Annotated in this window: 13 protein-coding genes and 1 pseudogene; 11 read left to right on the plus strand and 3 right to left on the minus strand. The window is 38.4% G+C overall.

Going from position 1 to position 12,750, the window contains the following annotated elements; genetic code table 11:
- From PN450_RS02310 to PN450_RS02350, 9 genes are all read left to right on the plus strand, one after another.
- Positions 1-956 (plus strand): tetratricopeptide repeat protein (locus PN450_RS02310; RefSeq protein WP_271835296.1); only part of this gene is annotated, 956 nt, incomplete at its 5' end.
- 288 nt (positions 957-1,244) lie between these two features.
- Positions 1,245-2,492 (plus strand): hypothetical protein, encoded by a 1,248-nt coding sequence (locus tag PN450_RS02315; RefSeq protein ID WP_271835297.1) that lies wholly within the window; start codon positions 1,245-1,247, stop codon positions 2,490-2,492.
- Positions 2,493-2,592: 100 nt separating this feature from the next.
- Entirely contained in the window at positions 2,593-2,928 is a 336-nt protein-coding gene (trxA, locus tag PN450_RS02320; protein ID WP_148761004.1) for a thioredoxin, read from the plus strand.
- A gap of 174 nt (positions 2,929-3,102) precedes the next feature.
- A complete protein-coding gene (locus PN450_RS02325) occupies positions 3,103-3,768 on the plus strand; it encodes a nitroreductase family protein (protein WP_148761006.1) in 666 nt (221 codons plus the stop codon).
- Between the two features lie 785 nt (positions 3,769-4,553).
- Complete coding sequence (locus PN450_RS02330; protein ID WP_148761008.1) at positions 4,554-5,054, plus strand: DUF2231 domain-containing protein; 501 nt, start codon at positions 4,554-4,556, stop codon at positions 5,052-5,054.
- Positions 5,051-5,662 (plus strand): DUF2231 domain-containing protein, encoded by a 612-nt coding sequence (locus PN450_RS02335; protein WP_168696359.1) that lies wholly within the window; start codon positions 5,051-5,053, stop codon positions 5,660-5,662. The genes PN450_RS02330 and PN450_RS02335 overlap by 4 nt, the downstream gene beginning before the upstream one ends.
- A gap of 133 nt (positions 5,663-5,795) precedes the next feature.
- Positions 5,796-6,722: a cytochrome c oxidase subunit II gene (locus PN450_RS02340; protein ID WP_271835298.1), complete on the plus strand. Its 927-nt coding sequence runs from the start codon at positions 5,796-5,798 to the stop codon at positions 6,720-6,722.
- A 41-nt stretch (positions 6,723-6,763) separates the two neighbouring features.
- Complete coding sequence (ctaD, locus tag PN450_RS02345) at positions 6,764-8,416, plus strand: cytochrome c oxidase subunit I (protein WP_271835299.1); 1,653 nt, start codon at positions 6,764-6,766, stop codon at positions 8,414-8,416.
- Positions 8,417-8,554: 138 nt separating this feature from the next.
- Positions 8,555-9,160 (plus strand): cytochrome c oxidase subunit 3, encoded by a 606-nt coding sequence (locus PN450_RS02350; protein WP_271835300.1) that lies wholly within the window; start codon positions 8,555-8,557, stop codon positions 9,158-9,160.
- 63 nt (positions 9,161-9,223) lie between these two features.
- Here PN450_RS02350 and PN450_RS02355 read toward each other — a convergent pair whose 3' ends face one another.
- Complete coding sequence (locus PN450_RS02355) at positions 9,224-9,400, minus strand: hypothetical protein (RefSeq protein WP_271835301.1); 177 nt, start codon at positions 9,398-9,400, stop codon at positions 9,224-9,226.
- A 332-nt stretch (positions 9,401-9,732) separates the two neighbouring features.
- Here PN450_RS02355 and ccsB point away from each other — a divergent pair, with 332 nt between their 5' ends.
- Both ccsB and PN450_RS02365 read left to right on the plus strand, forming a co-directional pair.
- Positions 9,733-10,770 carry a c-type cytochrome biogenesis protein CcsB gene (gene ccsB, locus PN450_RS02360; protein WP_271835302.1) on the plus strand — a complete coding sequence of 346 codons (1,038 nt, stop codon included), beginning with the start codon at positions 9,733-9,735 and terminating at the stop codon, positions 10,768-10,770.
- A 193-nt stretch (positions 10,771-10,963) separates the two neighbouring features.
- Positions 10,964-11,650, plus strand: coding sequence for a sterol desaturase family protein (locus PN450_RS02365; protein WP_271835303.1), 687 nt, complete (start codon positions 10,964-10,966; stop codon positions 11,648-11,650).
- A gap of 173 nt (positions 11,651-11,823) precedes the next feature.
- Here PN450_RS02365 and PN450_RS02370 read toward each other — a convergent pair whose 3' ends face one another.
- Positions 11,824-12,525: an SHOCT domain-containing protein gene (locus tag PN450_RS02370; protein WP_271835304.1), complete on the minus strand. Its 702-nt coding sequence runs from the start codon at positions 12,523-12,525 to the stop codon at positions 11,824-11,826.
- Between the two features lie 39 nt (positions 12,526-12,564).
- Positions 12,565-12,750, minus strand: a pseudogene (locus PN450_RS02375) (hypothetical protein); the annotation flags it as partial.

Below are 12,750 nucleotides of genomic sequence, written 5' to 3' on the forward strand. Positions count from 1 at the left end.
CCAATATGGACTGGACAACACCACTCAAGGCACAACAGACTGATTTTATTCAAAGACTTAAATCTGCTAAATTACTCCATTGTGACGAAAAAGGCCAGCATAGTGAATTAACTGTCATTTCTGGTCAAAGGTTAGACCAATTACGGGATTTTTGCTGGGAAATGGTCAAAAAGTATCCATCAACCGAACCCAAAAATTACTTTATCAACAACATGAAGGGGAAGTTAGGCGAGGAAGTTGTTAAATCCCGTTTAGCTGATTTTGTCACAGAAGTTGACTATGCAAAGCGCGTTGGTGGTGATGGAAAAGTTGATTTTACCTTAACTTCTAACTCATCAATTGGTATTCAGGTTAAAGCCCGGAATGGCAATTTTGATGAAATTAAATGGTCAATTAGTCAAGAAGAAATTGAAAAAAATACAGTTATAGTTTGTATTTTAATTCAAGAGGAAGTCAGCGTGAGTCAGGTTGAATACAATCTGATTTTGGCGGGATTCTTACCAACTAATATGATTAACTCAAATACTGGTAAAGCTTCGGTGGGAATAGATGAATTGCTTTACGCTGGCGGTTTACGCAGCTATTTAGAAAATTTGGATGAATATATACGGCTTGGTAAAGACTGTCTTGAAAAGAAAGATTATGAATCCGCCATTGGTTATTATAATCAAGCATTGCAACTAAAACCAACTCATGCTAAGTCCTATCTTGGACGCGCTAAGTGCCATTATGAATTAGGAGATGCGAAGAAAGCAATGGATGATATTAATGAGGGTATCAAGATTAATCCTAACGGTGCAAATTATTACCATGGTAGAGGTCTTATTCATTCTAAATTAGGAAACAAGGAAAGTGCAATTGAAGATTTACAAACAGCCGCAAATATATATAAGAAAAACGACAAAGAAGAAGACTATCAACGGTCAATGAAGGAAATTGAAAACATGAGCAAATAATGAATATAAGTTAAGCCAGGTACGAAAGATCCCCGACTTCTGAATTAAATTTTTTGTAAATAATGAAGATCATTCAAAGAAGTCGGTGATCTAAATCCGTCGGTTTCATTATCTCCTTCTCTCTTCCTTTGCGCCTCTGCGTCTCTGCGTGAGAAAAAAATATTTAACTTACTCACCAAAGATAGAACTAACTACTTAATAAGTATATAAAAATTAATAAAAAAAACACCAAAGTAACCAGAAAATGGTAAATTAATTTCAGTTGTAACTATTCGGAATCCTGTTTATATGTTTACTCGAATCCGTCGGCTTTCAAATCGGTTTTTTAATAACTCTCGAACCGTCAATAACGAACCACTCAATAAAGTGAGTTTGATTGTCATTATTTTAGTTGATATTTTTATTCTAATTAATGTATTTACGGGTTTAAATAATATTAGTGAATGGCATCTTAGCCCGAATCAAGCTTATCCATGTTATTCAGAATGGGATAATTATAAAACACAAACTACCAAAAATAAAGATTATGAATTTCTGCGAAGTTCACTACCTTATGGTAACAATGAGCAAAGAGTTCGGCAAACATATCAAAATGTAGAAATTGGACATTTAGGTAAAGTTTCCGAAATCTGTTTGAACTACGGTGAATCTAAAGATAAACTGAATAATCCTCAAAATCAGAAAATTCTGACGACAATAAATCAGACACAAGATAAAATTAGTCGTTTTGAACAAGCAAATGCTACTATTCGTCAACAATATGATTCAACCTTATTAGAAAAAATTGCTGGTCAGTCTTCAGGTAATTCCATTAATCAGGTTCGCGCAGAAAAAGCTAAACAGGAATTAACACAAAATAGCGAGAAAATCTCCACCTTAAAACAGGAAATTGCTAACCTGCAAAATCAACTCCTAACAAAATCTGAAAGTATTAATTTCCTATCTTTTCTCAAAGATGAAACTAAATTTAATCAAGTTAAAAAAGGTTATAAAGACGCATCATTTTGGTATCCCAGCATTCAGTTAGTATTTCAGACTATCTTTTTATTACCGCTAATTCTCATTGCCTTATTAGTTAATAACTTCAGCCAACGCAAAGGCTATGGATTAATAGCATTAATTAGTTGGCATTTGCTAGTTATATTTTTAATTCCGTTAATTCTGAAAATATTTCAATTTCTGCAAATTGGTATCATATTTCAATTCTTCTTTAATATCATTAGTTCCCTCTTTGGTGGGTTAATCTTCCTAATTAGTTACGCTTATATTTTGCTAATTCCCTTAGTTGGTTTTGGCATGATTAAATTCTTCCAAACCGTTGTATTTAATCCTAAAGTTCAAGCAGTTAATAGAATCCAAAAATCACGCTGTATTCGATGTGCCAAGAAAATTCGTCCTCAAGATAGCCACTGTCCCCACTGCGGTTATTATCAATATGTTGAATGCCATAACTGTCATAATTTGACTTATAAAGAATTACCTTATTGTCATCATTGTGGTGCTGATCAAAATTCTGATACCGCAGGACAAAATTAACAATTCAAGAAACTTAGCAAAATTAAACTTATCAACATATTTTCACGCCTATTGATTAGATATTATTGAATTATTGACTTTAAATCTAGGCAGACAATTTATGTCATCAATTACCAATGTCACCGAAGCCACATTTAAGCAAGAAGTATTAGAAAGTACAACTCCGGTTTTAGTTGATTTTTGGGCCCCTTGGTGTGGTCCTTGTAAAATGCTAACTCCTGTAGTTGAAGAAGTGGCTGCGGAATACGAAGGACAGATAAAAGTAGTAAAACTAAATACCGATCAAAATCCCACCGTTGCTAGTCATTACGGGATTCGCAGTATTCCTACATTGATGGTGTTTAAAGGGGGACGACAAGTCAAAACAGTTGTTGGTGCTGTTCCTAAAACTACATTATCTGCTACCTTAGACAAGTATATTGCTGCAAAATCATAGTTAAAAACACTGGGAATTTCTGTAATAAATCTGCCTATAAAGGATTAAAACTCCGTATTTACCTCCTCCGTGCCTCCGCGCCTCTGCGTGAGAAAAAAAATTAATCAATAACCAACGAACTGCGTACAAAAAAGCGTTACCCTAAGCGGATAGGATAAAACAGAGGAGAATAGCGTGACTGCAAACACCCAAATCCCGGCATTAGACGTACCCAGCGCCATAGTACAACGTCGTTCCATCAAAACCTTCAAACCAGACCCCATCTCCCCAGAATTGCTCAAGCAACTGGTAGAATTAACCGTAGCTGCACCCAGTAGTTTTAACGTCCAATCGTGGAGAATCGTTTTAGTTGAAGACGAAGCTCAAAAAGCAGCGTTATGTGCTGCTTCTTGGAATCAAAAGCAAATTATCCAAGCGCCTGTTACCTTTGTTTTTGCTGCTGACGCTGCTGCGGGAGAAAAAGATATCACACCCATTTTAGAGCAAGGTGCAGCCACTGGGGCTTGGAATGAGGGAACTGTGAATTATTTTAGAAATGCAATTCCCCAATTTCAAGAAAAGTTAGGAGACAAGCGCCGGGAATACGCCATTAAAGATGCCATGATAGCTGCTACAAATTTAGTGTTAGCAGCGGAAAGTTTGGGTTTATCCACCTGCTTTATGAATGGTTGGATTGAGGAACAGGTAAAAGCTATCATTGGGGCTGAGAATGATCCTGATATCGCTATTGCTGTTTTAGTACCTGTAGGTTATGCGGCTGAACCCCGGTTAAATCCCGGTCGTTTACCATTGTCGGTTAATGTTTCTGTGGATAGACTCGATAACCCCTATCAAGGTTAATTAGGGATTTGGGGATTTGGTGGGTATGAATGCAGATATCAGGTAAGTGAAATATATTTTTGTTTCGCGCAGAGGCGCTAAGAGGATGTTTGAAAAGTTTTTAATGTATAAATAAACCCCTCTCCAAACCTCTCCCCGACGCGGGGAGAGGCTTTGAAACACCCCTTCCCTGATAGGGAAGGGGGCTGGGGGGTTAGGTTCTTGGAAATTATTGGTTTCATCTAATACTTTTCAAACAACCTCTAAGGAGCAAAGACGCAAAGAAAAAATGTTGCACAGAATCATGAAATTCATTAATTCATCCGTCTTTATCTGCGTTTATCTGCGTTCATCTGCGTTCAATTATTCTTAAAATATTATTCTATCCAGCTTCATTTTCATCCTACCTACTATAAAAGTTATATATTTCGGTTTTTTAAATCACAAAGTGATAATTTTTTATTGTACATCAATAAACATAAAAATATTTGGTTTTGATTTAAAAATATTGTAATAGAGCCAAGATTAAAATCTGCTTTTGGCTCTGTAGATTAATTCTAGAAGTTCTGCTTTTAGTTTTTTTGACAATTCATAAAAATTTACGTCTAGTAAATTCAACCTCTCACAGTGATTTAGTTTAGCTACATCCATAATTACTGTTGTGACTATGAAGAAATCACTTGACGGTTATACATTGCAGCAAACTCACACCAGATTTATCAAATAATTTTTTGGTATCAGTGAGTGAGTATCTAGCAATTATTTAAGTTTGGCTAAGGAGTAGTAAATCAGTCTAGGAGAATTTAATGCTGGATTTTTTCACTTCATTGAATGAGCATAATTTACCATATCCAGATCCTTTACATCCTATCGTGGTTCACTTTGTAATTGCGATGGTGCTATTTTCTGTTTTTTGTGATTTCGCTGGTTATGTAACTGGTAAAACTACTTTGTTTGAGGTGAGTTGGTGGAATATGTGTATTGCCACTGTAGCTATTTTTGTGGCAATTATTTTTGGTCAATTTGAGGCTGGTTTAGCAAAACCCTACGAACTCGCTAAATCAGTTTTAAATATTCATACTCTCATCGGTTGGTCACTTTCAGGTATTATTGCCGCTATTACTGCTTGGCGTTATGTTTTGCGGAGTCGTGATCCGAAAAAACTCCCTTTTCATTATATAGCTGTGGCAGTTTTATTAACAGCCTTGGTTGGTTTTCAAGTATATCTTGGTGATGAACTGGTATGGGTGTATGGCTTACATACCGTACCTGTTGTGGAAGCGGTAAAGGATGGAATCTTGCCATGAACTCAGAATTATTAGACCAAATTAGTCACCAAATGGGTGCAAATGGTTTACCTTATGCCATTCCGATTCATCCTAATTTGGTACACCTCACATTAGGTTTATTCATCATTGCCATTATCTTTGATATTTTAGGTGTGTTCTTCCCTTTGGAAAAATGGCTATTCAATTTTTTGGGAATTAAGGTTGAACGTTCTCAATTATTTGATGTCGGTTGGTACAACATTTTTGCTGCATCTGTGATTACATTTTTCACGGTTGGTGCAGGTTTTTATGAAATGTTATTAGCAGCCCCACCAGCAGATATCAAAAGTCCCTGGGGAATGCTGGCAATGCCCACAATGATGTGGCACGGTGTGGGTGGTGTATTACTACTGGCTCTCATGGTGGGTATGACCTTTTGGAGAGGTTGGCAACGTTACGTTATCGGCAAATATGAAGAGAGAGAAGTGCAAATTTCTTATCTGGTTGTCGGTGTAATTATTATGTTGCTGATGTATTTTCATGGAACATTAGGAGCGCACTTAGCCGCAGATTTTGGTGTTCACAATACAGCCGATAAATTACTACGAGCAGGACAAGACATCAATCAAATATTTGGTAATAGGTAATGGGTAATTGGTGATTGGTAATTGGTAATTGGTGATTGGTGATTGGTGTAAAAATTCTTGTCTAACAATTCACAACTGACCATTAACAAATGACCACTGACCACTAACCACTGACAACTAACAACTGACCATTATGAAAATTCGGCAATTTCTCAACTTTTTGACCATTGTTACTGGGGCAGTTGCGGTAACTCTTACTAGTCTCTGGATTGGTAAACAGGCTTATTCTTGGCTTCCTCCCCAAGGGGCTGCTGAATCTCATCTGATTGATGATTTATTTAGCTTTTTGGTAACATTAGGATCTTTAATTTTCCTGGGAGTAACTGCTACTCTTTTCTATTCTATTTGTTTCCATCGGGCAAAAGCTACAGATTTAGGTGATGGGCCTCACATTGAAGGTAATGTGACTTTAGAAGTAATTTGGACAGCAATCCCAATTATGTTGGTGTTGTGGATTGCTGGTTATAGTTACCAAGTTTACGAAGAAATGGGTATCCAGGGACCATCTCACCAGATCCACTTACATAATCCGATGAAGATGGAAACTGCTGAAGCTGCGCCAGATGAGGCTTCAGAAGCCGCAGTAGCTGAGGATATAGAACATATTGATGTATCCGCTAAACAGTGGGCTTGGGTGTTTCATTACCCTCAAAGCAATGTTACCAGTACAGAATTGCATTTACCGAGCGATCGCCGTGTTCGTCTAAATCTGCATTCGGAAGACGTACTTCACGGCTTTTTTATCCCCGCTTTCCGCCTCAAACAAGACATTATTCCTGGTAACGACCTGGACTTTGAATTTACTCCCATTCGCCCCGGTGCGTATGATTTGACCGACTCTCAGTATAGCGGTACATACTTTGCCACCATGCGAGCCAAGGTCATTGTGGAATCACCTAGCAACTATCAGCAGTGGTTAAGCAAAGCTGCGAGTCAAAAACCCAGCCCAGCCCCTAACCAAGCGGCTTCTGAATATGCCCTCAAAGTAGAAAACGGCATTGACAGCGGTTGGAAAACCGTTGAACCTGCTACACCTCCATTAGTCAATTTCCCAGGTTAACTTCGTTATTTTCATGACCACTGACAACTAACAACTGACAAATGACTAACATCCCCATTCATGTTGCTGGTGAATCACATCACCACGAACCACCCCAAACCTGGAAAACATACTTCAGCTTTAGTACCGACCATAAAGTTATCGGTATCCAATACCTCGTTACTTCCTTTATCTTCTTTCTCGTTGGCGGTATCTTCGCCATGATTCTGCGGGGAGAACTCATCACCCCCGAAGCTGATTTAATTGACCGCACAGTCTACAACGGAATGTTCACCATGCACGGAACAGTCATGCTGTTTTTGTGGACATTTCCCTCTCTTGTTGGTATGGCTAACTACCTCGTTCCCTTGATGATTGGGGCGCGAGATATGGCATTCCCCCGCTTGAACGCCGTCGCTTTTTGGATGGTTCCCGTGGTGGGAATTCTCCTCATGGCCAGCTTCTTTGTCCCCGGTGGCCCTGCTCAATCTGGTTGGTGGGCATATCCCCCCGTCAGTACCCAAAACCCCACGGGAAACTTGATTAACGGTCAAGTTCTGTGGTTATTAGCGGTGGCTATTTCCGGTGTCTCTTCCATTATGGGTGCGGTGAATTTTGTCACCACCATTGTGAAAATGCGAGCGCCGGGAATGGGTTTCTTTAGAATGCCTCTCTTTGTTTGGGCAGTATTTAGCGCCCAAATTATCCAATTATTTGGACTGCCAGCTTTAACAGCTGGGGCGGTCATGCTACTTCTTGATATTACAGTGGGAACTGCCTTTTTTGATCCTACTAAAGGCGGAAATCCGGTGATGTTCCAGCATTATTTCTGGTTCTATTCTCACCCTGCGGTATATGTCATCATTTTGCCTATCTTCGGGATTTTCTCGGAAATCTTTCCCGTTTATTCCCGCAAACCTTTATTTGGTTATAAAGTCGTTGCCATTTCTTCGATGTTAATCGCTGTAGTTAGCGGCATTGTTTGGGTACACCATATGTATGTGAGTGGTACTCCTGGTTGGCTACGGTTATTTTTCATGGTGACAACCATGTTTGTATCTATTCCCACAGGGATTAAGGTATTTGCTTGGGTAGCAACTATTTGGGGTGGGAAAATTCGCTTAACTACACCCATGTTATTTGCTTTGGGTGGTTTGGTAATGTTTGTATTTGCTGGGATTACAGGAATTATGCTTTCTTCTGTTCCAGTGGATGTTCATGTTAACAATACCTATTTTGTTGTTGGTCATTTCCATTATGTTCTCTATGGAACTGTAACTATGGGAATGTATGCAGCTATCTATCATTGGTTTCCCAAAATGACGGGCAGAATGTTCCACGAAGGTTGGGGCAAAATCCATTTTTGGTTAGCATTTATCGGCACAAATTTGAATTTCTTACCCATGCACCCTTTAGGTTTGCAAGGAATGTTACGCCGCGCTGCTTCTTATGCACCTGAATTAATTGGTTGGAATATTGTCGCTAGTTTGGGTTCTTTTCTGTTAGGAATGTCTACTCTTCCTTTCATCTTCAATATGTTGATTTCTTGGATGGATGGAGAAAAAGCTTCTGCTAATCCTTGGAGAGCAATTGGTTTGGAATGGACTGTTTCTTCTCCTCCTCCTGTTGAGAATTTTGAGGAAATTCCGATTGTCACTTGCGAACCTTATGGTTATGGTAAATCCGAATTAATGGCATCTTCTGAACATGAGTAATTTGAGAATTTAGGGATTACAGAGATTTTTATCTATCTTTGCGCCTTTGCTCCTTTGTACCTTTGCGCGAAATAAATTTTTCTGTAAACCATTCCCTATTTTCTTATTTTTCTAATCTCCTATTTCTTCATTAAAATCATGGATAGTTCTATTTCTTCAGAAGAGTTACAGTCTCACCACAGTCATGAACACGAACATGATGAAGAAGGCAATAAAATGTTTGGTTTTATTGTTTTTCTGTTATCAGAAAGTGTCATTTTCTTGAGTTTCTTTGCTGGCTATATTATCTACAAAACTTCTGCTGTCAATTGGTTGCCGGCTGGTGTTTCTGGTTTGGAAATAAAAGAACCTAGCATTAACACTGTGGTTTTAGTTGCTAGTAGTTTTGTGATTTATTTTGCAGAAAAAGCTCTGGAAAGACATGATTTAAAAACCTATCGTCTATTGTTATTTTTAACAATGGCTATGGGTGGTTATTTCCTCTATGGCCAAGCAGTGGAATGGAGTCAACTTGAATTTGGCTTTACTTCTGGTACTTTCGGCGGAATGTTTTATCTATTAACTGGTTTTCACGGTTTGCACGTTTTTACGGGTATTCTGTTACAGTTAATTGTCTTGTTGCGTTCTTTCATTCCTGGTAACTTTGATAATGGCCATTTTGGGATAAATGCCACTTCTTTGTTTTGGCACTTTGTTGATGTTATCTGGATTGTTTTGTTTCTACTTATCTACCTTTGGCAGTAAGGATATTTTAGTAGCCAAAAAATCAATAAATTATGTAGGGGTAAAGCAAGAGCTTCATTGGTGTCAACTTAACGGTACAGCCCCCCAAATTTGTTCTCTGATTTGTTGTGTTTCTCGATGTCGTTTCCTGATAGCTTTGACTAAACCAAATAATTTTGCTCGTTGGACTAAATAGGTGACGATATCGGGATTCTCACCCCTTTCTACGGATTTAGCTACATAATATAAGTAGGTGAACACAATAAAACCAATCTGTGTAAAGAAAAGTAAAATCGCTCAAACCCTCTTCACTCTTGCCTCTGGTTACTGAGCGAAGTCGAAGTATTGCCTCTTGCCTAGTGCCATAACGACGATTTACAATGCTAACCTACTTAGACTTCTAAAAACCATTTCTACTGATATTTTTTCTTTTGGCTGACCTAAAGCAACCCCTACACACCTGCTAAACCCCTACACATCTGGATATTTAACTAAATATCTGGGCGCTATGAATTATGAAGGTTAATCTTGCCAATGACTAATCTCCAAAACCAGTTAGGATCAAGGAAATCGGAATTTGGAGAGAAGTGTTTATGAATCTGGTTGTACTCCAGAACTGGCTAGATAATGCCTCTTTTGCTGTCTTATTCTGTACGATGTTGGTTTATTGGGTGGGGGCGGCTTTTCCGAGTTTATCGGTGACAGCGGCTTTGGGAACAGCCGGTATGGCGATCGCTAATTTGTGTATGGCGACTTTATTAGGGGCTAGATGGATCGAAGCGGGTTATTTTCCCCTGAGTAATCTCTACGAGTCTTTATTTTTCCTGACTTGGGGAATTACCGCTGTCCATTTAATTGCCGAAAATAGTAGTCGTAGCCGGTTGGTGGGAGTTGTGACTGCACCTGTGGCGATGTGCATTGCTGCTTTTGCTACTCTAACTTTACCATCAAATATGCAGGTATCAGAGCCTTTAGTTCCGGCTTTGAAATCTAATTGGTTGATGATGCACGTCAGTGTCATGATGTTGAGTTATTCCGCTTTGATGGTGGGTGCATTGTTAGCGATCGCATTTTTAATTGTTACTCGCGGCCAAAATATCCAATTACAAGGTAGTTCCTTTGGTAATGGCGGTTATCGGAGTAATGGCTATAAACTACTTAAAGCTGGTGAGTTAGTTACATCTACACCCGATGCGGAAACTAATGGCTTTTCTCGCGTTGAAATTAATAACAACGGGAATGGAACTGCGGTTTTGGATTTAGTCACAACCACTCCTATTCAAACCACTGAAATTCTTTCACCTCAACGCCTCAACTTAGCTGAAACCCTCGATAATATCAGCTATCGCATCATTGGTTTGGGATTTCCTCTCCTCACAATTGGGATTATTGCCGGTGGTGTTTGGGCTAATGAAGCCTGGGGTTCTTACTGGAGTTGGGACCCTAAGGAAACTTGGGCGTTAATTACTTGGTTAGTTTTTGCCGCTTATCTGCATTCTAGAATAACTCGCGGTTGGCAAGGTAGAAAACCTGCAATTTTAGCCGCTGCTGGTTTTGTTGTAGTTTGGATTTGTTATCTTGGTGTGAATCTTTTGGGTAAGGGTTTACATTCCTACGGTTGGTTTTTGTAAGTTCATTTTCCCCCTTTTCTTTTGAGAGGGGGGTTTCGCGCAAAGACGCTAAGGAGCAAAGGCGCAAAGAAAGAACTATAATAATTCATGTTGTTTTATAAATACATAACCAGCCTTTATGCTCCCCAATTTGACGCAATTTGGTATCTCCAGTTTGTTTATGTTTTTCGTTCTTTCGACACGATATCTGATTGTGTCTTCGCTGCTTTATTGGTTACTTTGGGTTCGTCGTCCCCAGTCTTGGGAAGTTCGTCGTCTTCATGATCTGGATAGACGGAAGAGTAAAATGAAAAGCGAAATCAAATGGTCTCTCTTTTCCTGTCTTATTTTTGCTTTACCCAGTGCTTTTATCATGGAAATGATCGCATTAGGACAAACAAAAGTTTATATAAATCCTATCCAATATGGCTGGGTTTATTTGCCAGTAAGTCTGTTTATATATTTGTTTATCCACGATACTTATTTTTATTGGACTCATCGCTGGTTACACAACCCTAGTATATATCGCCGCTTTCATAAGGTGCATCACGAATCTATTAACCCTACTCCCTGGACTTCTTTTTCTTTTGATCCAGTTGAGAGTATGATGACGGCAATTATTATTCCTATTTTGGTTTTTATTATTCCCATTCACATTAGTATGATCCTTTTATTGCTAACATTAATGACGATATTTGGCGTTGTCAATCATACAGGTTATGAGGTTTATCCCCGTTCCTGGATGCGTGGTTTTTGGGGTAAAAATTTGATTACTCCAACTCACCATACTCTTCATCATCACAAGTTTAATTGTAATTATGGTCTTTATTTTCGGTTTTGGGATCAGTTGATGAATACAGATGTGATGGTGAAAACGCCATTTATTCTGAAGAAAAAATAGATATTTGAAGAGCTTTAGTTATAGAAGCATTTCTTCCCCGTGAGTCACGGAGTAAGTCTTGAGAGTAAAATAATCAAATATCTCCGAATTTTCTAAAACCCCTGTAGAGACGTTCCATGGATAAGGATTCTCGTCTCTACAATTTTTCTTGGAAATGTCTATTTTACTGGTTGCTACTGATATTCTTTTGCTGGAACTCTGAAGGCAGCATATTTCCATTCACCGCTTTCTAAATATTCAATTTTCAATTCTCCTTTGGTCAACAAACTTATATCTTTAAGTTCTATGATCCCATTTTCTTTAACTACAACGCAGTCTGAATTAGTTGTAGTGGTTGGAGTTGTATTCGTATTGATTTGACTCAGGATTTTACTTCGTGAATCTTGATACTCTCGCTCTGTTATTAGTTTAGAATCATACAATTTTTGTAGCTCTCTCAGTTTGGTTTCTGTATCTGACTCACCTGTTTTCTGGACATTATCTACTGTACAAGAATCTGGTTTAAAAGCAATTTTTCTGACAGGATGATCCCACCATTTAGAAAACTGAGTCAACGCATTAGTTGTTCTGGTTGTATGTATGACTTTGACTTGATTGCCACTTATTTCTAAACGAACCCAATCAGTTGATCGTTTTTGTATTAATCCACCAAATCCCCAAGCTATAACGCTTCCTATTGACACACCAGAATCTGCTAGACGCAGCTTAATAACTCTAGGTTCTATCCCTTGTGCTATTTTTATTGGATATTGAGATATATTCCTTATCTTGTGCGGAACAAAAACAGGATTACTTTCTATAGCAACTGATGGATTAACTGCTACAGAATTGCCAACCAATATTACTGCTAACAAAACGCTAACTTTGTTGTTCATAACTTTCTTTGTTGTGGTATTAATTTTCCTGAATTTCATTTAATAACTTCTACAGTCACTTTGGAAAAGGCATCTGATGTACCCTAAAACCCACATTCCGCACCCCCCAGTGTCACAATCGGTAATTTCGGATTTTTGAATACCTGTGAGGATAATTTTGATACAAAATCGTCGAAATCTTAGGTGGCGATCGCTAATATCAAATCCCCAAACGACCATTTTTCG

It is taken from the genome of Dolichospermum lemmermannii CS-548, from assembly GCF_028330815.1.
Taxonomy (GTDB): domain Bacteria; phylum Cyanobacteriota; class Cyanobacteriia; order Cyanobacteriales; family Nostocaceae; genus Dolichospermum; species Dolichospermum lemmermannii.

What these genes read in the sequence shown, in the direction of transcription:
- PN450_RS02315 (WP_271835297.1), top strand. Translation starts at nt 1,245, where the DNA reads ATGTTTACTCGAATCCGTCGGCTTTCAAATCGGTTTTTTAATAACTCT.
- trxA (WP_148761004.1), top strand. Translation starts at nt 2,593, where the DNA reads ATGTCATCAATTACCAATGTCACCGAAGCCACATTTAAGCAAGAAGTA.
- PN450_RS02330 (WP_148761008.1), top strand. Translation starts at nt 4,554, where the DNA reads ATGCTGGATTTTTTCACTTCATTGAATGAGCATAATTTACCATATCCA.
- PN450_RS02335 (WP_168696359.1), top strand. Translation starts at nt 5,051, where the DNA reads ATGAACTCAGAATTATTAGACCAAATTAGTCACCAAATGGGTGCAAAT.
- PN450_RS02340 (WP_271835298.1), top strand. Translation starts at nt 5,796, where the DNA reads ATGAAAATTCGGCAATTTCTCAACTTTTTGACCATTGTTACTGGGGCA.
- ctaD (WP_271835299.1), top strand. Translation starts at nt 6,764, where the DNA reads ATGACTAACATCCCCATTCATGTTGCTGGTGAATCACATCACCACGAA.
- PN450_RS02350 (WP_271835300.1), top strand. Translation starts at nt 8,555, where the DNA reads ATGGATAGTTCTATTTCTTCAGAAGAGTTACAGTCTCACCACAGTCAT.
- ccsB (WP_271835302.1), top strand. Translation starts at nt 9,733, where the DNA reads ATGAATCTGGTTGTACTCCAGAACTGGCTAGATAATGCCTCTTTTGCT.
- PN450_RS02370 (WP_271835304.1), bottom strand. Translation starts at nt 12,525, where the DNA reads ATGAACAACAAAGTTAGCGTTTTGTTAGCAGTAATATTGGTTGGCAAT.